The organism is Streptomyces sp. NPDC050535 (genome assembly GCF_044457665.1).
Classification (GTDB): domain Bacteria; phylum Actinomycetota; class Actinomycetes; order Streptomycetales; family Streptomycetaceae; genus Streptomyces.
The window spans coordinates 1-19,530 of sequence record NZ_JBITHE010000032.1; the positions used below are offsets into that span (position 1 = coordinate 1).

Here is a 19,530-nt window from a genome sequence, read left to right on the forward strand (position 1 = left end):
CCTCCCCCCGGGTTGCACAACCGATCCCCCCCCGCGGGCCTCGTTTGCGGGGCGGGGGGGGGGCCCCCCGGGGGGGGTGGGGGGGGGGGGGGGGCCCCCCCCCCCCCCCCACCTACCCGACCGACCCGGGGAACGCCGGGAAGGGTGGCAAGCGGCCCCGACAACGGCGGGACGTGCCGGTACTACCGGACGGTGCGGGTCCGTCTAGCGAGGTCAGAAGGTGTAGCGAGAGTGAACCAGTGAGATCCAGACCAAGCTGCACCGTTGGGCTCGTGATGATCCTCATCGCAGGTTCGACGACCTGTTCAATCTCGTTGCCGATCCCGGCTTCCTGCTGGTGGCCTGGGATCGGGTGCGGGGCAACAAGGGTGCACGCACGGCCGGGGTGGACGGACGCACGGCGTCGTCCATCGCGCTGTGGGTCGGAGTCGAGGAGTTCCTCGAAGTGCTGCGGTCGCAGATCAAGGACCGCAGTTTCCAGCCCATGCCGGTACGGGAACGGATGATCCCCAAGTCGGGCGGCAAACTGCGCCGACTGGGGATCGCGACGATCACCGACCGGGTGGTGCAGGCATCCTTGAAGCTGGTGTTAGAGCCGATCTTCGAGGCGGATTTCCTCCCGTGTTCCTACGGGTTCCGCCCGAACCGCCGGGCTCATGACGCGGTGGCGGAGGTGCGCCTGCTCACGTCCAAGAAGTACGAGTGGATCGTGGAAGGCGACATCAAAGCCTGCTTCGACGAGATCTCACACACCGCTCTCATGGAGCGAGTGCGGGCACGCGTCGGGGACAAACGCGTCCTGGCCCTGGTGAAGGCGTTTCTCAAGGCAGGCATCCTCAGCGAGGACGGCCTCCTGCGGGACAACGACACCGGCACCCCGCAGGGTTCGATCCTTTCGCCGTTGCTCAGCAACGTCGCGCTCTCGGTCCTGGACGAACACATCGCCCAGGCGTCGGGAGGCGCCGGAACTGATCTCAACGAGCGCCGAAGGCGTCGACGCCGCAGTCTGCCCACCTATCGGCTGGTCCGATACGCGGACGACTGGTGCCTGATGGTTCACGGCACCAAGGCAGACGCCGAAACGCTACGCGAAGAGATCGCGGAAGTCCTCCTTACGATGGGCCTGCGCCTCTCGCCGGAGAAGACTCTGATCACCCACATCGAGGAGGGCCTGGACTTCCTCGGCTGGCACATCCAGCGCCACCGAAAGCCAGGCACCAACCGGTACTACGTCTACACCTACCCGGCCAAGAAGGCCCTGCGGGCCATCATGGCCAAGGTCAAGACGCTCTGCCGACAGGTCGGCACGAACCAGCCGCTCGATGCCCTGCTCGCCCGGGTCAATCCGGCAGTGCGGGGCTGGTGCGCCTACTTCCGGCCCGGGGTGTCCTTCGCGACCTTCTCCTAGCTGCGCAACTACATGTGGCACACGGTCTGGAGATGGGTACAGCGCAAGCACCCCAAGACGGGTCGGAGGAAGATCTTCCGCCGCTATTGCGGTCGCAGATCTTGGTGGGCCAGTGAGAACAGGGAGTTGTTCAACCCGATCACGGTAGGCACCACTCGCTACCGCTACCGGGGCATGGCGATTCCCACTCCCTGGGACACCACGGCGGGCTGAGGACAACCACACGAAGCCTTCGGGGCTTGTGGAGAGCCGGGTGCGGTGCCAAGTCGCATGCCCGGTTCGGGAAGCGGCTCCGGGGAAACGGACTGGTCGAAAGACCGGCACCGCGCCCCGGGCCGACTTCACCAGTCAGGAAACGGCGGGGTGCATGAAGTTTCGTGTGTGACGAAACAGGAGTCTGCGGACGGCAGTTCCGGCAGCGTGGAGCGAGGCGGCGGCGGTGACGTCGTGGGGGTGCGTGAGCAGTTGGTGGAGCGCACCTGTGCGTGGTGTGGTGCTCCTGTCGCGTACGCGGGCAGGGGACGGCCGCCGCGGTACTGCCGCCCCTCACACCGCCGCCGGGCATCCGAGCTGCGCACTGCCCAGTCGCGTGCGGAGCGTCCGGTGAGCGAGGGAGGGCGTACTGCGGAGCCGGTGCGGGAGGTGGTGGAGCGGACCGTGGTCCGCCACGTCGCGGCGGTGAGTGCGGCGCCCCGTCTTGCGCAGCGGCTGAGCGGCCAGCCCTACACCCTGCCCGAGGACGCGGTGGAATGGATCGAAGCTCTCGCGGCTCTGCGCAAGGACATGGCCAATCCGAGGATCGCGCCGTTCCGTGAGCACATCGCCAGGCCTGCGAGCGGACCGCCCGCGCACTGTGCGACGGCGAGGCGCCGGGGCCCCGGTCTGAACGGCGGCGACCGAGGGGTTCAGGGGCGGGAGACGACGTCGCGGACTTCGTGCAGCCGTATGACCGGCCAACGACCAGTCGCCGTGGCCGGGTGCGCACTCCGGTGCGCTCTTCCGTGTGGTGGGTGGCGGCGGGACGCTGTCGGGGTGGCCGGGAAGAGGATGCGTCTGTGTGGGCAGTGCCGGATGCCGCTGCCGGAGGGTGCGGGGCCCAGGCGGCGGTACTGCGACACGACGTGCCGTAGCCGGCACTGGCGGCGGCTGAAGCGACACAACGAGATCTACCAGCGCGTCGTGGGCCTGAGTCTGGAGTTGGTCAGGGGCGGGGTGGTGTGGGGGCAGGGGCGGTGCCCGGCGTGCGGGGTGTCCGTCTCCGTGCGCAAGCGGACCGATTCGGTGTACTGCTCGCCGAAGTGCCGCACGAGAGCGTGGCGGCAGCGCCGGGAGACCCTGGGCTCTGACGGGTGTGACGCGTCCGGGCGGCCGTTGCCGTAGGCGTCACCGTGTGACGGCTGTCCGTCACGCTCGGGCGGTACGGCCGGGTCCGACGCGGGCGCGTTTGGGCTGGGTGGGCGATATGCCCTGACGTCCGGGCCCTCGGTTGTTGAGGGGTCTCACCCTTCGCCCCGGCCGTTCCAGTTCGGGCGCCACCACGGCTGGTCCCACCGCCGCGGGCCGGGCCTCGGCATCATCCGCAGCGATGTCTTCGCCGACTCCATGAACACACGGCGGGACCGGTGAGGCTGGGACAGCAAGGTCGTCCACGAATGCCAGTCGGCCTCGAAGGGTTCGTCAGGGTTCGACTGGTGGTTCAGGGAGGCGGACATGGCGTCGAAGGTGCTGTCCATCGCGTCCACCCCCACGTCGGCTTCCCGGGGCCCCATCAGTGCCGCCCTGTCCAAGGGCTTGGCCAGGGTCTGGTTCGCGGCCTCGACCCTCAGCTCCACGAAGTCCTCCATGAAGCCGTCACCGCGCGAGGCCTCTTCAACTCGGTCGTCCCACACGTCAACGACGTCTTCCAGCGCGGCAAGGGCGGCATCCCAGGCGTCGAGCAGGTTGATGTACGCCTCTTGGCGTTGCCCCCGGAGCCATTGCCGGTGCTCGACGGCGGCCTGGTCGGTGACTCCGCGTCGGCCGATGAAGATACCGGCGAAGATGCCGAGGAAGCCGGTGACGATCGTGGGCATTAGGTCGGTCATGGCGGGAGTCTCCCGCACCTGCTACCGGGTATCTCTCAGTTGGCGACAGGTCAGGGTGTTGCCTGCCCAGACGGAAACGGGATCTCCTGGCAACCGAACCGGTCTGGATGAAGACGGTGACGGCGGTGATCATCGGCCTTTCGGTCATACCGATGTGAAGCAGACGCTGCGCCTGTCTCGAATGCCGTGTCTCTGTACCGTGCCTGCCGCGACAGGCGGTGCCCTTCCGTCGCTTGAGGACGCCCGCGGCCCCGCCTACGCAGTGGTTGCGGGCGTGCAGCGCTGTGACCTGCCGTGGTCGGGCTTGTGGTCGGGGTCTGTGCGCGTGGTGGTTGGGGGTATCTGCGCAGGCGTGGTCGGGAGTGGAACTTCACGTAATTCGGCTCTGTCGGCGATCACGTGACGAGATCATGGAGTCAGGAGTATCCGTAGCCTGAGTAGGGGGCCGATCGGGCGGGCGCCGTGTCGGCGCGCCGGTTGAGGCCGGGTGTGTCTACCCAAATTCGCATGTCAGCGTTTCCGTGTCGAAGACGAGCGGCTGGGGGCACGTCCTCTTGTACGCGGTCCCGTCGAGACAGTCGTAGTACATGTGCCTGTCGTCCGGGTGCGCGATTTTGGATGCACCCGTTTCGGGGCACTGGACCGTGATCGGGGCATCTTTGCATGACTGGGTCCCGGGGTCGAAGATGCTGTCGGCGACCAGGCAGACCTTCTTGGAGGCCGTTCCGTCGACGCACTGGTAGTACCCGCGCTCGTTGTCCGGGTCCGCGATCAGGATCATGCCCGACTCCGGGCACTGGGCCGAGATGTCCGCAGAGGCCCCCGGGGCTTCACCGGCGTAGGCGGCAGGGCAAAAGAGGAGTGCGGATGTGGCCAGTGCCAGGGCTGTGGGCAGGGAGAGAAAGCGGGCTTTCACGGGGGCTCCTTGAGTCGGGGTCACGGAACCACTGATCATTCCGAAAGGTGGGCCGGCACCGGACGGGACACGCCCTGGATTGCGCGGCCGGTGACGTCCGCGTCACGTGATCGCCGACAGAGCCCGTAATTACTCAGCAGCAGTGTCAACTTCCCCACGCATTCGTTCGAGCCGGATGCCTTCGTGTGTATCGGGCTCTGAGTCAGTAGTGGTTAGTCTCACCAGCCGTCGCCGGCGTGCCAGCGTTGCACCCATTCCAGGAAGCCGACCGCCTCCGGCATCGGGTACGGGTAGGCGCCGACTTCGGTGACCACCCAGATCTTGCCTCGCTGAGGACCGGTCACGACCAGGACCCAATAGGAAGGGCCGTCGTCAGTGCCGAGCACGATGGAGCCATGGTTGTAGACGTCGGCGACGAGCTCGTGATGATCGTCGGCGAGGGGTTCTCCTTCCCAGGCCCAGGTCTCCTGGAGCGGAAACGAGGCGGCGAGATCACGGTCCCCGTCGTAAGGCCAGTCCGGTGGGAGCCAGCCCAGAGGGAGGAGGCCGCCGTCTTCCGGTGGTCCGAGGGACGACCCGTTGGTGATCTCGGCGATCAGGCTCCGGTACGGCTCCGGTAGCACGACCCCGTGCTCGGATTCCCACGCCGAGACGCCATCGTGTCCCAGTGCCAGCTCACGCCACTCCGTCTCAAATGCGGAGCGCAGGAACTCCAGGATGTCCGCGGCAGGACGCTCATCAGGCGATGTTGTTGTCACGACAGCATGCTTGCAGGAGGGACTGACAGAGCCACCACGGGGCCATAGGCCTCGCACGTTTGAGCGGGGAAGTTGACCCTGTTGCTGAGGAATTACGTGAACGTCGACAGTCGGGGTGGTGCGCAGGTCTGCGCAGTCCGTTTACGGGCGCCAGCGCTGGTTCCATCCGACTCTGTGGTCGGGGTTCTGGACGGGCCGCCACATGGGCGCTGACGGTCCGTCGCGCAGTATGTCTGCCATCGCCGCGGCCAGGACGTGAACCTCCCGCAGGAAGCCGTACGGGCCCGTGTCCGCAGCTGCCGCGCGCAGGGCCCCGATGCGGTGTTCGATGCCGGCGGGGCCGGTGCCGTCCAGGACGAACAGCAGCCGCGGGAACAGCGGATAGCGCCGCCGCCAGGACTCCTCTGCCTGCTCTCCCATGAATCGGCGTTGCCGTCCGACCGGCGTGGGTACGTACCGGTGCAGGCGGGCGTAGGCGCCGATCTTCGCTGCGAGTCGTTCGGGGCCCATGGTCGCGCGGTCGACTTCCACGAACGCCCGCAGCATCGACCCGCCCTCGATGTCGCCGGCGTCGCCGGTGCGGTAGTACAGCAGCGCGTCAGGGATGACCGCCTCTCCGCTGCCGAGCGAGTGGTAGACCTCGGGAATCCAGTCGAGCGGCCGGCACACCTCGCCGCGGTGCCGGGCGTCCCGCACGAACGCCAGCCCCACCTCCGTCACCGCCAGGCCGTGCTCGACCTTCAGCCGTACCGCGGTCCGGTCGGACACCGTCGCGGGTATCCGCTGTGCGCGGAGCTCCGGCCACTCAGCGGCGATGCGGGCCCCGTGGCGGGTGGGGAACCACACCCGCGTCCGTCCGGCCTGAGGCAGCGTCACCCGGTCGAGGAGTCCCTCGCTGCGGAGCTTGGCCAGCCGGCGCCGTGTCTGCTCGATCCGCACGTCGGGCGTGAGGAGCAGGTGTACCTGCTCGGTCCTCGCCATCCGGTACTGCGCGAGCACCGCCAACGCCATCCGGTCCCCGCCACCCACGTCCACGTTCACCATCGCCACTGCCCGCTTCCCGTACGGTGCGGCGCCGCTCTGTCCGGCACCGCGTGTACGTCCGAGCCCAGCAGCCGCCCTCGACCGAAAGGCCGACCAGTTGGGCCCGACCACGGACACGAAGCGATATCACCACCCCCGACCGGGCTCACAACCGGGCCGGGAACCCCGCCCACAACTGTCCCCGCCCCTCCAGCACCTGACGGCATTACCGCAGCTCACCACACCTCTACCGGCGTGGTCGCCAGCCCGACATCCCCCTCTGCACACCCCACACCCCACCGAACGACAGGAAAAGCAGGGAAAAACAGGGACGGGCGGGGAGGCGATGGCGCGCCTCGGGGAATCGGGCGCCGTTCTCCTCCGCTGCGCGTCGGCGGGGCCTCCGCGCTGCACGCCGGACACGTCCGGCGCGGAGAGGGTGTTGAGGGGATGTGGTCGCCGTGCGAGCGGTGCGGTCTACCGGTCACCGGCCCGGCCGGTTGGTAGCCCGTTGACACCCTGCCGCCCGGTCACAGCCCTACCCACCGGATTGTCATCTTCCTATCGTTCAAGGAGGGTTGAGCCGATACCGTCGGAAAATGACGTGGTGGCAAGCGGCCCTCTGGGGTCTCACGGGGGGCGGGGCCGCGTCCCTGCTCTCCCTATCGGCCTCGGTCGTCGCGGGTGGATACAAGTGGCCCTGGCGCAACGACAAGGGCGACCTGATGCCGCGACTGTTCGTCCTCGGCTGCGGTTTGGCCCTGGGCGCGGTCGTTGCCGCGGCTGCCCACGACCAGATGAACGGACCCTGGCCGGCCTTCATCTTCGGGATCAGCGCGCCCACCACCATCCGGGGCATCCTGTCCGGCGTAGAGGTCGAACCAAAACCCCGACCGAAGGCCACCCCACGGCGGAAGCCGTTGCCGAGTGTCGAGCGACAGCCACCTGAAACCGGCTCGGGAGAGGGGTCCGTACGTGAAGACGCGCGCTGACACCCCTCTCGGACGCCTGGCCAAAGCTGCCCGGCCCACCCGACCCTGGCTCCGGGTGAAAGCCTCGGGCTGGTGGGCCCGTGTACTCATCACAGCAGGAGCACGACAGCAGACCCATCAAGACGCCCGTGCAAACGGCAGAACCTGGTCTGACCGCGACCTGACCGGCGCGCACTTGACCGGCGAGTACTTGGTCGCTGCGTACTTGGTCAGTGCGGGCCTGACCGGCGCGGACCTGACCGGCGCGGACCTGACCGGCGCGGACCTGACCCGCGCGGGCCTGACCCGCGCGGACCTGACCGAGGCGAACTTGACCGAGGCGAACCTGACCCGCGCGAACTTGACCGAGGCGAACTTGACCGAGGCGAACCTGACCCGCGCGAACTTGACCGAGGCGAACCTGACCCGCGCGAACTTGACCGAGGCGAACCTGATTGCGGTTCTCTGGTCGGAGCAGACCCGGTGGCCGTCTGACTTCGGGGCCGTGATGCGGGCGCGATCCGTACCTCTGGGCGGCGGCAGGTGGCGTGTCGAGGGATCCGGGAACAGTGGTGCAGATCTGTCGGAGCCGCTCGTGCCCGTCGGCTGAGTGCCCGCCGGTCAGAGTTGTCAGGCAACTCTGCGGGACCTGTCCGCCCCGCACGACCCGCCACAGGCTCCCCTCACGTCCGTATGCCCGGTAGGCCGGGCCGCTCTGTGACCGCCCGACGGCAACGATGCACGAGCGCACGACCTCGCCGCAGCTGAGCTAGTGATGGACGGGGGAGCGCAGGGTTGCCACGGGTCCGGCGTAAGGGCCGGGCCGGCGGACCGCCACGCGCTGCACCGCCCGCCACTTCGCCGCGCACGGGACCGCTTCGGGCTGGCTCGCCGCGGTCTCCGTGACGGTGGCCCCGGTGAGCGCCGCCATGACAACGGCTGTTGTCAGAAGGTGTCGGATTATGCCCCGCCAACCGGCGTTCCAGCCGGCCTGTCACGCGTGATCGCGACTCGTCATATGGTCAGGCGACAGACCGCAGGCATCTCCCGGCCCAGACACCCATCTTCCCACCTCTTGACCCTGGTCAACGGGCGGGCGGATCGTGGCTATTCGCGCAGTCCACGCCGCCCGCGCGTTCATCCGCTGACACCGCGACCCCGCCCGCAACCCGGAGATCCTGCCGAAGCTGTTCGAGGACTGGGAGACCGAGACCATGCACGGCTCCACCTGCCGCACCTGAGCCAACAGCACCCGATCCTGCGCCGGGCCCTATTCGGGCGCCGCCCTTTGGCCGGTAGCGCCAACACGGGTCAGTGCCTGGCACCACCAGAATTCGCCCAGAGGGCGACGGCTTCGGCTTACACCTCCCCCCCCGCCGTCCGCTGAGAGGAGGGCCCCGCAACCAAGCGGACACACTACGTCGTCCATCAGATATGCCGCATCCAAGCCCACAGCCGTCCTCAGATCGGCCTACCTGGCGACGACACTGTGGCCGCGACAGCAGCCCAGAGGACATGAGCGGCTGCCGCGGCGTGAACGTCCCTGGCCGCACTGCCTGCCTCACCCACCTGGCCGCTGCCGAACGCGACGCCTACCTAGCCAGCCTGACACCCAGCAGTAGCATCGACCATCGCGGAACCTCCTTCACACCAAGACTTCTCCGTGACCTCATCAACGCCCTCCGTGACCCTGCCACCAGACGCTGCCGCATTGGTACAGCCCGGTTCGAGTCCGCGACTTTTGAAGGCGACGCCTGGTTTCAAGGGGTGATCTTCGAAGGCGAGGCCCACTTTGGGTCTGCAACATTTGAGGGCGACGCCTGGTTCGAAGAGGCGACCTTCGAGGGCGACGCCTGGTTTCACGCAGCGATCTTCACAGGTGACGCCCACTTCGGATCGTCAGACTTCACCGGCAACGCTCACTTCGCGTTGACGGTCTTCAAGGGCAACGCTCACTTCGAGTTGACGGCATGCAAGGGCGACGCCTCGTTCTCGTCGGCTGCCTTCAAGGCCGACGCCGAGTTTGGGCGGGCATCCTTCGAGAGCGACGCCCACTTCGGGTCCGTGACCTTCAACGGCACCGCCCGGTTCTTGCAGGCGAAATTCGAGGGCAAGGCATGGTTCAATTCGACGGCTTTCCAAGGCATCGCGGCATTCGGGTCGACGAATTTCACAGGAGATGCCGTGTTTGGCGCGGCGAAGTTCACGGGCGAGGCTGGATTCGAATCGGCAAACTTCACGGGCGATGCCGAGTTCGGCGACGCGACCTTCCAGAATGTCGCTCGGTTCGAATCGGCGACCATTCAGAAAGATGCCAAGTTTGAGCGAGTAGCTTTCGAGCGTTTGGCGATCCTCGGACCCTTGGTGTGTGCCGGGAAAATGAAGTTGTCCGGGGCGGAGTTCAGAGGCCCAGTGACTCTCATGCTCGCCGCGCGCTTACTGGATTGTCGACGAACCCGCTGGTCATCGACTGCTGAACTTCGTCTGCGGTACGCCGTGGTGGTCTTTTCGCAGGCTGTCTTCGAGTACCCTCTCACGATCGCCACGGAGCCCCGCCCCTTCGACTCTTCCGACGGAGAGACGGTGTCAGAAGCAGCTTTTATCGGTGAGCCTGCCACGGTTCGGATAATGAATCTACACGGGGTTGACGCAGCCCATCTCGTCATCTCTAACGTCGACTTGGCCATGTGCCATTTCACCGGCACCGTGCATCTGGATCAGATTCGCCTGGAGGGCGATTGCTCCTTCAACCGCACCCCGTCTACCACCTACTGGCGGAGCTGGCGCCCCGTACGGTTCACCCAGCGGCGTACTCTCTTCGAAGAACACATTTGGCGCTCAACTCAGCCGGCGGCGGCCCCTGGGTGGAATACAAGGGTGTCCGGCGACCTGTACGTCGGGCCAGCGCAACTGGCGCCGGTGTACAGGGCGCTGCGTAAGGCGTTCGAAGACGGTAAAAACGAGCCGGGCGCTGCGGATTTCTACTACGGCGAGATGGAGATGCGCCGCCATGACCGCACCGGCCCCACCCGCGCCGAACGCGGGCTGTTGCACGGCTACTGGCTGCTGTCTGGTTACGGGCTGCGGGCTTCCCGCGCCCTTGGATGGCTCGCCGCGGCCATGCTCATAACCATCGTGCTGCTGATGGGCTTCGGGCTCCCCGATAAGGATCCAAAGCAGGAAGCGACCGGCCACGTTCCGCCCGGCGGCGGGCGAGTGACCTTCGAGATCGAGAAGAACGATCCTAAGAACCCAACTGGGCTCAGGCTCACCGGCAAGCGCTTCGAGAAGGCCCTGAACGTCACGCTCAACTCGGTGGTGTTTCGCTCCTCCGGGCAAGGCCTTACCACCGCCGGCACCTACATCGAGATGGCCTCCCGTGTGACCGAACCGATACTCCTGGGCCTGGCAGTCCTGGCCATCCGCAACCGCGTCAAACGCTGACTTGGAACGCCACGGCACGGACACAAGCAGACTCCAAGCGCGCTTGGAGGAAACCCACAACAGCGGCACTGGATCGTCCGCTTCGGCACAGCCGCCATCCGCGACCTCACCGACCGATGGATGAGACGCATGGAGAGCTGACAGCACCGACGGCAGGCAAGGGATCCCCTACCAGCGCATGCCGAGTTCATCGAGGGCTGCCCGCCGCTCCGGGCTGAGCTTGGCGGCCCGGCGCCGGGTGTTGTCGAGGAACGCCCCGAGCCGTACCTGCTCACCGTCCACGTCCTCGAGATGCCCCCGTGCGGATCGTAGGTGGCCTTCGCGGGTGTGGAACTGGCGGGCGGCGGTGAGGTTGGTGTTCCAGCGCTCATCCTGTGTCCGCCGTACCGGCCCGACCGTCTCGCCCTCAGCGGGCGGTTCGATGCCGAGGGTTGAGAGCAGGTGCTGTTGCGTGGGCATCAGCCTGTCCCACCCGGCCCGCTGCCCGGCCACCCACACTCCGAGATCCTCACCCTGAACGACCAGCTCGCCCACCCCCGTGGGCAGGGTGCCGCTGGCCTTCACGTGAGTGAGGGCGAGACGATAGTTCCGCTGCCAGCCGATCTCCCATGCCGGGTACCAGCCGGGATCGACCTCTGTTAGAGCGTCCTGGCGGGCTTCTGACAGCTCCCCGGCGTACGGGACACCTGTCGTTCTTCCATATGGATACGACATTGATATGCGGATGACCTGCTCTATCTGTGGTAGAGAACTAATTTTTTTGATCTTGATTGGTATGGCATGTGACCTGTGGTGGTTCAGTAAAGTGGTTGCTGGGGCGGCGACTTGTATGTCATTGAGCTGGGGTGCTGGAGTTAGAAAGAGGATGTCGTAACTGCATAGATAATTTTTTTGCTTTTGGGAGTCGGGCGGGTGCCGGCTGATGATCTTGAGCGAGGGTGAACAAGGTTGTTCCCGTGTACTGCTGGGGGACAGGCCAGATGCTGGACAGCGTGGGGCGGACCGTTCCGCTGGGCAGAGGCGGGCCGGGGTGTCCCTTGCCCCCGTTATCTTCTTCGCGGTCCTGCAATAGGGCCGCTGGCCTCCGGGCCCGGTATGACTGTTCCCCCCTGTCGAACGGATGACCTGGGGGGGGGTGGTGTCACCGGGTCCGGGAGGCGCCGTTGGAGACGCTGATGAGAGGTCCGACTACCGCCTGGCCTGGGGAAAATCCCGGCCGTTTCCGGGCGGCAGGTCTGCATAACGTGGATGCGCGCATACGACGCCAACACTCGGCCAGCACCGCAACCCCGTTCGGGAGGACGGCTTGTACGACATCGATGAGATAGGCGTCTTCCTCGGCCTGGACGTCGGCAAGAGCGCCCATCACGGGCACGGCCTCACCCCGGCCGGCAAGAAAGTCTTCGACAAACAGCTGCCCAACAGCGAACCGAAACTGCGGGCTGTCCTCGACAGGCTGACCGCGAAGTTCGGCACCGTCCTGGTGATCGTGGACCAGCCCGCCTCGATCGGCGCCCTGCCCCTGACCGTCGCCCGGGCCGCTGGCTGCAAAGTCGCCTACCTGCCCGGCCTGTCCATGCGGCGGATCGCCGACCTCTACCCAGGCGAGGCGAAGACCGACGCCCGCGACGCGGCGGTCATCGCGGATGCCGCCCGCACCATGCCCCACACTCTGCGTTCGCTGGAACTGACCGACGAGATCACCGCCGAGCTCACGGTTCTCGTCGGCTTCGACCAGGACCCCGCGGCCGAGGCAGGCCGCACCTCCAACCGGATCCGCGGCCTGCTCACCCAGTTCCATCCCAGCCTGGAACGCGTCCTCGGCCCCCGTCTGGACCACTCCGCCGTGACCTGGCTGCTGGAACGCCACGGATCCCCGGCCGCCCTGCGGAAAGCCGGCCGCCGCCGGCTCGTCGAGGTGATCCGGCCCAAGGCCCCGCGCATGGCCACCCGGCTGATCGACGAGGTCTTCGACGCACTCGACGAGCAGACCGTCGTCGTCCCCGGGACCGGCACTCTCGACGTCGTGATCCCGTCTCTGGCCCGCTCGCTCGGCGCTGTCCACGAACAGCGACGAGCCCTGGAAGCACAGATCGGACGGCTGCTGGAGGCACACCCTCTTTCCCCGGTCCTGACTTCGATGCCGGGGATCGCGGTCAGGACCGCCGCAGTGCTGCTGGTCACCGTCGGCGACGGCACCAGCTTCCCCACCGCCGCCCACCTGGCCTCCTACGCCGGCCTCGCCTCGACGACGAAGTCGTCGGGCACCTCGATCCACGGCGAACACGCGCCCAGAGGCGGCAACCGCCAGCTCAAGCGCGCGATGTTCCTGTCCGCGTTCGCCGCCCTGCACGATCCCGCCTCCCGCACCTACTACGACCGCTGCCGGGCCCGCGGAAAGATACACACGCAGGCACTTCTCCGCCTCGCCCGACAGCGGATCAGCGTGCTGTTCGCGATGCTCCGCGACGGCACCTTCTACGAACTCCGAACCCCACGCCTCGCTTGACGAAAGACATAGAGGCACCCCCCGTACACTCAGCCGATGGCGACAGCACTGATACTCGGAGGCAGCGGGTGCGTGCTGCTCTTCTTGAGCATCTTCGCCGTGGGGGTGCTGCGCGGGTGCCGAGTGCGGCGCGGCCGGAAACTCGGACGCTACCCATACCGGGCCAAGCCCAACGACACCTTCGACAACTCGTTCATGGGCAGTCTCCACTGACCATTTCCAACCTCCCGCGTCAGTTGGGCAGTTGGCCTGACAGGCGGATGAAGCCGCTGGTAAATGGGTTTTCGACCAAGGGAACCGTCTCCACCAGAGGCTTCGCATGCTTGTTTACCCGTCCGGCATCGACGTGTCCGGTTCTGCCCTGTGCTTCCTAGCCGCTCGCCTGAGGGAACGTCGGCGCGCTCTCGGCACCCGATGGCGGCGCCTGAGCGCGGGCCGACAGCTCCTGCTCACCCTCGCCCACCTCCGCAACGGTCAGCCCTATGCCCAGCTCGCGGCCGGTTTCGGGATCGGCACCACCACCGTCTACCGGTACGTCACCGAAGCCGTCGAGCTCCTGGCTGCCCTTGCCCCAACCCTCGCCGAAGCCGTACGGGCCGCGTCGATGAAGGCGTATCTAATCCTGGATGGGACGCTGTGCCGATCGACTGGGAGCACCTCCCGGCCGAAGGCTGGGGGAGATCGCTGCCGACTGTCCCTTCTACTCGAGCAAATACAAGAAGCACGGCATGAACGTGCAGGTCATAGCCGATCTGAAGGGTCGCCTCCTCTGGGCGGCACCGGCTCCGGCCGGTCTCGCCCCAGGAGAAGCCGCAAAATCCCGGACTGCCGACAGGTGGTTCGGTGGCTCTTCTGCTCGGCCTGAGCTGCCCCGGCGACAAGCCCGGCCGCCCATCCTTGGGAAACAGGCCCGCGAACTCCTCGTTTTTGAACACCACTTCCAGCCGGTCCCGCATCAGCATCGCCGGTGTGCTCTTCGGGCACCCTGCCCACGCCATCAACACCGTTCGCGTCGGGACCCGTTGGTACCTCCTGGCCCGCAAGGACATCTCTGGCCCTCTCCCCGGAACCGCCCCGCCTCATCCCAGTAATCCGCCGGACAGGCGACCTGTCAGCACCCTCGCAAGATCACCAAAAGAGTCACGGCATTGGGTTTTGCCCGTCGAAGGAGCCCGTGCAGCGTCCGACTGAATGGGGGCGGCGAGCCTCCTCCGGTACCACCCGCGTGCCGGTCGCGGGATGGTCGGCCGTCGCGATGACGGGCCTGCCGCTGGTGTTCGGACTGTGGCAGGGACAAGGACTGGCCACCCCACTGTATGACTGGCGTCGACTGAGGCCGCTGGCCTCCATGGATGCGATGTTTCGCGCACCCGCCCGCGATACCTGCCGTGATGCCGCGCGAAGTGGACCCCCCGCGCCTGCGGACCAGCGCACCTGACCCAGCGGGAGAGTGAATGCCCGTTTCCGTCCTCGTCGCCACTGTGGTCTTAGAAGACGGCGGAGGAAGCGGGAAGGGTCACATGGACACGTTTCTGTTGGTGCTCGAGGTCATCGGCGTCTACCTCACACTCGCGTTGGCGGTGCGCGAGGCCAGGCGGGATACCCGGCGTGGAACCCTCGACCGGCACGACCGGCTCGTCGGTCCCGACGAGCAGGGCGAGCCGGAAGATGTGGAGCCGGATCTGTCGGAGGAAGAACCGGGTGAACAGCGCTCGGAGTGAGTTCAGCTCAGGGTGAGGAAACCGGTCCACGATGACCGGATCCGGCCGCGCATGGCGGGGTGCACCTCTTTCGAGGTGTGCCCCGTTTTCATGTCCGGTCGCCGGTACCTCGTTCAGCGGCGTGGTGGTCGCCCGAGCTACCGGCCAGTCGCCGGTCTTGGCGGACCTGCAAGGATGATCGCGGTGGGCCGTCAGCTGTAGCGGGCTTCGTGTGCCGCCACGTCCGGTTCGTGGTCGAGCCAGTGCTCGCACACGGTCCACTCGATGTGATCGCTGCCCTCGTCTTGCAGGACGACCTTGGCCGCGAGGTCCCGGGCGCAGGATTTTTTGCCGTGAGCGCTGCACACGGTGTTGTCGCGCTGCGGTTGCGGCGTGTCCCAGCGTTCGATGCTGAGGATCTCGGACTTCATGACGGGCAGCGTAGGCGGTTCGGAGGCTGTCCTGCCCGGCGATGGTCAGCTGGCTGTTGCGGTGCCAGAGCCCGCGCGGGGCCCTGGATGCGAATGTCCCCTCAGGACGCGGCGTGTGTGTCCTGCGGCCACGGCTCCGCCTTGGTGCAGGCAGTCGGTGTCGAAGAGGACGAGCGTTCCCGGCGGTCCCTGCAGTCCGATGGTGGTGTAGTCCTGATGGCCCTGGGTGATCGGCAGAAGCTCTTCCGGCACGCCCGCCGCCAGGTGGGCTTGCCGGACTGACCTGCTGTGGTGGTGCGTGCCGGGGACGAAAGCCGGTGCTCCCCAGCCCTCGTCCGCTGGGGTCAGGCACAGGTAGGCCTTGAGGGCGTGCTTTCGGTCGTAGTGCAAGGCGGTGACGGGAGTTGCGTGCGGTACGTCGAGTGTCAGGTAGGCGAATTGGTTGATGGAGGCGTCGGCGCCGAGGTATGCCGCTGCCACTGCTGCCAGGACGGCGTCTTGGAGGAAGGCCCGTGTGCGGGGAAGGGCGTGGGCGGTCGCCGTAGTGAGCCGCACGGCACGGGACGCGATACCTGGGCGGTAGGCGACTTCGGACACCGCCCTTGAGTCACTGGGAGGAGCAGCAGACTTGTCTGCCGGCAGGAAGACGCGCCGGTGTTCTGCGAGCAGTTGGTGGAGTACTTGGCTGCTCGTCCACGCTGGGGCGGCGGCCACTCCGAACTGACGCAGCACTACTAGCCAGGAATCCGGGTCTCCGTACTCCTGTGGTGCCAGCCCGGGGAGGACCTTCATGCGTACCCCCATTGGGAGGCGAGAGCCGTCAGGGTCTCGCCGTGGCCCTGCACGGCTGGGTGGGTGAGGTCGGGTGCGCAGCGGATGTCGGTGGGAAGGTGCTGCAGTGCGTGTGCGGGCCACTGGATGGGTTTGAGCCGCGCGCTCTGTTCGGCCTGGGCCAGGACGGCTGCGGGAGCGGAGACGAGGGCTTCGAGGCGGATGACGAAGGCGGACGCGTTCAGGGAGGACAGGACACGGTGTGCATGAGCGAGTGCGGTGCTGACGAAGTGCACGGCTTCGGTGGGCCGCATTCCGTCCACCTGTGATGCGGTGAGCTGGATGACGGTTTCGGCGGGATGCCGCACGGCGTAGAGGAGGCAGTCCTGGGGGCCGATGATGCCGGTGACCAGAGGGGAACAGTGGGGGCCTATTTTCACGGCCAGATGGGTCCCGTCGGCGGCCGTCAGTAGCATGGCCTTCCTTACGAGGAGCTGCCACTGCGCGCGGGGCAGAGAAGCGGGCATCCACAGCCGTCCGTACACGGGGATCGTGACCGACCGCGCCTGGGCCGAGGCGAGAAGGGTCCGGGCGGCTTCTTTGTCGGTGTCGGATCCCGCGTCCAGTCGGCTGACCACCTCCGTCAGGGCTTGCGCCGCGCGCCGAGGGAGCCAGTTCCGCCCGTCGTCTGGGGCGTGGGCCAGCAAGCGATTCAGTGCGGCGATCATCGGGACGTTCCAGACGGGTGCCGTGGTGACGGATGGGTGGGCGGTCAGGGTCTTGAGAGCGGAGTCGGCTCCTGACCGGCCCGGTCCGGCGGCCACGAAGACGATGGTGTCGGGTTCAGTCTCGGTCTCGGCCACTGCTCTTCTCCCATGCGGTCACGTGTGCGTGGACCGTGTCGCGGATGGTGGTCAGCGCCGGGCGGGGTGTGACACCGGCATGGGTGCGCAGCGCCGCCCACCGAGCCGGGTCCGCCGGGGGCGGGTGATGGCTGGCGGGAAGGCGGGTTCGGGTGAGTCGGATGCGGCGGCCCGTTGTCTCGCGCACGGCTTGGGCTGTGGTGTGGGCGAGGGCGGCCAGGTCCAGTGGGCCGGATGTGGCGTCTATGGGTCCCGTCCCAGGCCAGGCCAGGGACGGGTCGGTGACGGCCGCCATGACTGCCGAGGCTTCGCGAACGTCGAGGAAGTCGACGTGGCGGTCCTGCGAGGGCATGGTGATGGTTCCGGTGCGCAAGGCTGCATCCGCCATCCGCGTTACGAAGGATCCGCCCAGGCCAGTGGGGGACGGACCGGCCAGGACTGTCATACGGATGATGCGGAGCGGCCCGGGGTGCATGGCCGCTGCCTGCTCGGCGGCGTGCTTGCTGCGAGCGTAGTCGTCTTGCTGGTCCGGCGGGGCGGTGACGGCGCGTGAAGAGGCGAGCACCACGACGGGGTCGGGGCCGATGGCGTGCAACAACCTTGCCAGCATGGCTACGTTGGCGTGCCAGATCTCGTGCGCGGGACGGGAGCGCAGAGCGCCGGCACAGTGGATGAGGGCGTGGCAGCGGACAGATCCCGGCGTCAGCCTCTCCAGCCTGCCCAAAGCGGCCCGATACTGCATGTCGGCGGTGTGCAGATGGTGGGTTACGGCGCTGCCGAGGTACCCCCGGCATCCCGTTACCGCCACGCTCATGAGACTGCCTGCCCGTCCTCCGCGGGCGCGGCCGGAGCCCGGTGCTGCAGATCGCGCGTGTCGATGACGAGCCCCGGCGCGGGAGGCTGTGCTGGTGAGGCTGGCTGGTTCAGCACACAGGCCCCGTAGAGCTGGTCGAGCTCATTGAATCCCAGCCGTGCCCGCAGACCCGTCAACCCAGTGGGCCGTGCGTTGATTTCGAAGAAACGGATGCTTCCGCTCGATGTACGCCGGCCTTGCAGGTTCCAGGCGCCCCAAGCGCCGTGCTGGATCAGGGCCTTGTACGCCTGGGCGGCGATGCCAGCAGCGTCGATGACCTCTACGAGGCGGGGGATGCCCTGCTCCAGGTTGTTTCGGGTGGCGAAGCATCCCAAGTTGTGGCCCAGGGGGCCGATCAGGAGCTGTAGGGAGTATTCGCCGTCCTGAGCCTGCGGGTCGTCCCTGTCCCAGGGGCGGCGGTCGCGGGGATCGAGCGGCAGGATCTCCTGGGCGATGTCCTGGCCGGGGGAGAAGCGTGCGCGCAACTCGTCGGCGCCGTGCACGAACCGCACACCGTGAGAAGCGTTGCCGTAGCGCGGCTTGATCAGCAGCGGGTATCCGATCTGCTCGGCCAGCTCCAGCGCGTCCTGCACGGTGGCTGCCGTTCGCGCCACCGACAGCGCGGAGCCGGTCAGTAGCAGCGGTGTCGCGGCCTTGTCGTAGGCCTGGCGTACGGCCGGGCCCGGGCCGGAGGCGACTGAGCTGCCCAATTCGGCGAGCCGATCACTCAGCTCGCCCACTGCGGCCGCATCCTCGTCGCGGCCGGGAACCACTAAGCAGGGCCCGGTCTCCGCAGCTGTCGCGAGGACCTTGTCCTGGAAGAGAGCCCGCTCCCGCGTCGCAGGACACGGCAGCGTGGAGGCGCCGGTGAGCATACGAGAAGGCAGCGAACTCAGCCCCGTTACGGAGTAGACGTGTGAACTCGCCTGCGCCGCCTGCTGGACTGCCACGCCGACCCCACTGGCGGCGCTGGTCAGCACGATCTTGCGGGCCGCGGCCACTACCGCGACCTCAGGGCAAGATATCGGGCGCGTCCGTAGTACGTCCGTGCCGCGCGTCGGTACACCGCCGCCGCAGGGGCTTTGAGGGGCCAGTCCGTGTCTGGATACCAGGCTTCCAGGCACCGTCCCATATCCAGATAGGAGTCACCAGGATGCGAGCGGAACAGCCGCCCGATGAGCCACTGGGCGCAAGTGCCCAGCTCAAACAGATACAACCGGGGCCGAGTCGCGGTGACGGACTCCAACTGGGCGAGCACCTGGTGGCGGATGGCATACGTGCGCAGAGCCGGCAGAACAGGATCGCTGAACAGCGAACCGTTCGGACGCCGGTCCGGCCATGCCGGCGCAGCAAGGAAGGTGAAGTGGTCCGGATCAAGGTGCCAGCGGGCCGCGAGATCCCGCATCTTCTCGGGTGCCACGACCACGACGTGGTACTGGCGGGCGATCTGCGGAAGTTCCAGCAACCGGAGGGAGACAAGACCCTGCGTCAGCGTCTGCGCGAACTGGAAAGGACGGTCGCTGAGATCAAACCGCTCGATCAGATCGCTATAGGAGTAGTCCCATTGCCAGTAACTCAGCAAACGCGGATCGACTCCGGCGCGCAGCCAGAAGGCCGGCTTGCGTAACTTGCCGGTCAGGTACTCTAGGTCCAGACTAATCGTCTGGATCCACCGTGGATCATCCGGAGGGTTGACCACGTCGTCCAAAATCTCCTCCAAGTACGCCAAGTACGCCTGGCGTTCGCGGGCAACCGCAGGAGTCGGCTCGGCAGCCCGCTTGAATATCATCTGGTCGCAG

At 67.2% G+C, this 19,530-nt stretch carries 19 protein-coding genes and 1 pseudogene; 8 read left to right on the forward strand and 12 right to left on the reverse strand.

The window, feature by feature from the left end:
- The first annotated feature begins 385 nt into the window (after positions 1–385).
- A complete protein-coding gene (gene ltrA, locus ACIBLC_RS38305; RefSeq protein WP_399216100.1) occupies positions 386–1,408 on the forward strand; it encodes a group II intron reverse transcriptase/maturase in 1,023 nt (340 codons plus the stop codon).
- Between the two features lie 1,499 nt (positions 1,409–2,907).
- Here ltrA and ACIBLC_RS38310 read toward each other — a convergent pair.
- From ACIBLC_RS38310 to ACIBLC_RS38325, 4 genes are all read right to left on the reverse strand, one after another.
- Positions 2,908–3,492 (reverse strand): hypothetical protein, encoded by a 585-nt coding sequence (locus ACIBLC_RS38310; RefSeq protein WP_399216101.1) that lies wholly within the window; start codon positions 3,490–3,492, stop codon positions 2,908–2,910.
- A 493-nt stretch (positions 3,493–3,985) separates the two neighbouring features.
- Positions 3,986–4,408, reverse strand: coding sequence for a carbohydrate-binding module family 14 protein (locus ACIBLC_RS38315; RefSeq protein ID WP_399216102.1), 423 nt, complete (start codon positions 4,406–4,408; stop codon positions 3,986–3,988).
- 218 nt (positions 4,409–4,626) lie between these two features.
- Positions 4,627–5,166, reverse strand: a complete 540-nt coding sequence (locus ACIBLC_RS38320; protein WP_399216103.1) for an SMI1/KNR4 family protein — start codon at positions 5,164–5,166, stop codon at positions 4,627–4,629.
- 141 nt (positions 5,167–5,307) lie between these two features.
- On the reverse strand, positions 5,308–6,210 hold the full coding sequence (locus ACIBLC_RS38325; RefSeq protein WP_399216151.1) for a replication-relaxation family protein: 903 nt from the start codon (positions 6,208–6,210) through the stop codon (positions 5,308–5,310).
- A 578-nt stretch (positions 6,211–6,788) separates the two neighbouring features.
- Here ACIBLC_RS38325 and ACIBLC_RS38330 point away from each other — a divergent pair.
- Both ACIBLC_RS38330 and ACIBLC_RS38335 read left to right on the forward strand, forming a co-directional pair.
- Entirely contained in the window at positions 6,789–7,181 is a 393-nt protein-coding gene (locus ACIBLC_RS38330; protein WP_399216104.1) for a hypothetical protein, read from the forward strand.
- A 55-nt stretch (positions 7,182–7,236) separates the two neighbouring features.
- Positions 7,237–7,770, forward strand: coding sequence for a pentapeptide repeat-containing protein (locus tag ACIBLC_RS38335; protein WP_399216105.1), 534 nt, complete (start codon positions 7,237–7,239; stop codon positions 7,768–7,770).
- Between the two features lie 159 nt (positions 7,771–7,929).
- Here the strand turns inward: ACIBLC_RS38335 and ACIBLC_RS38340 are convergent, their stop codons facing one another.
- Entirely contained in the window at positions 7,930–8,091 is a 162-nt protein-coding gene (locus tag ACIBLC_RS38340; protein ID WP_399216106.1) for a hypothetical protein, read from the reverse strand.
- Positions 8,092–8,675: 584 nt separating this feature from the next.
- Here ACIBLC_RS38340 and ACIBLC_RS38345 point away from each other — a divergent pair.
- Complete coding sequence (locus ACIBLC_RS38345; RefSeq protein WP_399216107.1) at positions 8,676–10,604, forward strand: pentapeptide repeat-containing protein; 1,929 nt, start codon at positions 8,676–8,678, stop codon at positions 10,602–10,604.
- Between the two features lie 168 nt (positions 10,605–10,772).
- Here the strand turns inward: ACIBLC_RS38345 and ACIBLC_RS38350 are convergent, their stop codons facing one another.
- Positions 10,773–11,318: a helicase associated domain-containing protein gene (locus ACIBLC_RS38350; RefSeq protein WP_399216108.1), complete on the reverse strand. Its 546-nt coding sequence runs from the start codon at positions 11,316–11,318 to the stop codon at positions 10,773–10,775.
- A gap of 592 nt (positions 11,319–11,910) precedes the next feature.
- Between ACIBLC_RS38350 and ACIBLC_RS38355 the strand changes: the two genes are divergently transcribed.
- The 4 genes and pseudogenes from ACIBLC_RS38355 (at position 11,911) to ACIBLC_RS38370 (ending at position 14,834) form a co-directional block, all read left to right on the forward strand.
- Positions 11,911–13,113: an IS110 family transposase gene (locus ACIBLC_RS38355; RefSeq protein ID WP_399216109.1), complete on the forward strand. Its 1,203-nt coding sequence runs from the start codon at positions 11,911–11,913 to the stop codon at positions 13,111–13,113.
- Between the two features lie 36 nt (positions 13,114–13,149).
- The gene (locus tag ACIBLC_RS38360; RefSeq protein ID WP_399216110.1) at positions 13,150–13,326 is read left to right on the forward strand and encodes a hypothetical protein; all 177 of its coding nucleotides are present in this window, start codon (positions 13,150–13,152) and stop codon (positions 13,324–13,326) included.
- Between the two features lie 106 nt (positions 13,327–13,432).
- Positions 13,433–13,907, forward strand: a pseudogene (locus ACIBLC_RS38365) (transposase family protein); the annotation flags it as partial.
- A gap of 726 nt (positions 13,908–14,633) precedes the next feature.
- Positions 14,634–14,834: a hypothetical protein gene (locus ACIBLC_RS38370; protein ID WP_399216111.1), complete on the forward strand. Its 201-nt coding sequence runs from the start codon at positions 14,634–14,636 to the stop codon at positions 14,832–14,834.
- A gap of 191 nt (positions 14,835–15,025) precedes the next feature.
- On the opposite strand, the gene ACIBLC_RS38375 is transcribed toward ACIBLC_RS38370, so the two are convergent.
- The 6 genes from ACIBLC_RS38375 to ACIBLC_RS38400 are packed head-to-tail and all read right to left on the reverse strand — an operon-like array spanning position 15,026 to position 19,439.
- Positions 15,026–15,244 carry a hypothetical protein gene (locus tag ACIBLC_RS38375; protein ID WP_399216112.1) on the reverse strand — a complete coding sequence of 73 codons (219 nt, stop codon included), beginning with the start codon at positions 15,242–15,244 and terminating at the stop codon, positions 15,026–15,028.
- Positions 15,245–15,289: 45 nt separating this feature from the next.
- Positions 15,290–16,048 carry a phytanoyl-CoA dioxygenase family protein gene (locus tag ACIBLC_RS38380; RefSeq protein WP_399216113.1) on the reverse strand — a complete coding sequence of 253 codons (759 nt, stop codon included), beginning with the start codon at positions 16,046–16,048 and terminating at the stop codon, positions 15,290–15,292.
- Positions 16,033–16,878, reverse strand: coding sequence for a hypothetical protein (locus tag ACIBLC_RS38385; RefSeq protein ID WP_399216114.1), 846 nt, complete (start codon positions 16,876–16,878; stop codon positions 16,033–16,035). Before ACIBLC_RS38385 ends, ACIBLC_RS38380 begins: the two co-directional genes overlap by 16 nt.
- The gene (locus tag ACIBLC_RS38390; RefSeq protein ID WP_399216115.1) at positions 16,859–17,692 is read right to left on the reverse strand and encodes an NAD-dependent epimerase/dehydratase family protein; all 834 of its coding nucleotides are present in this window, start codon (positions 17,690–17,692) and stop codon (positions 16,859–16,861) included. The genes ACIBLC_RS38385 and ACIBLC_RS38390 overlap by 20 nt, the downstream gene beginning before the upstream one ends.
- Positions 17,689–18,732 (reverse strand): hypothetical protein, encoded by a 1,044-nt coding sequence (locus ACIBLC_RS38395; protein WP_399216116.1) that lies wholly within the window; start codon positions 18,730–18,732, stop codon positions 17,689–17,691. Before ACIBLC_RS38395 ends, ACIBLC_RS38390 begins: the two co-directional genes overlap by 4 nt.
- Positions 18,732–19,439: a hypothetical protein gene (locus tag ACIBLC_RS38400; RefSeq protein WP_399216117.1), complete on the reverse strand. Its 708-nt coding sequence runs from the start codon at positions 19,437–19,439 to the stop codon at positions 18,732–18,734. Before ACIBLC_RS38400 ends, ACIBLC_RS38395 begins: the two co-directional genes overlap by 1 nt.
- Positions 19,440–19,530 lie beyond the last annotated feature (91 nt).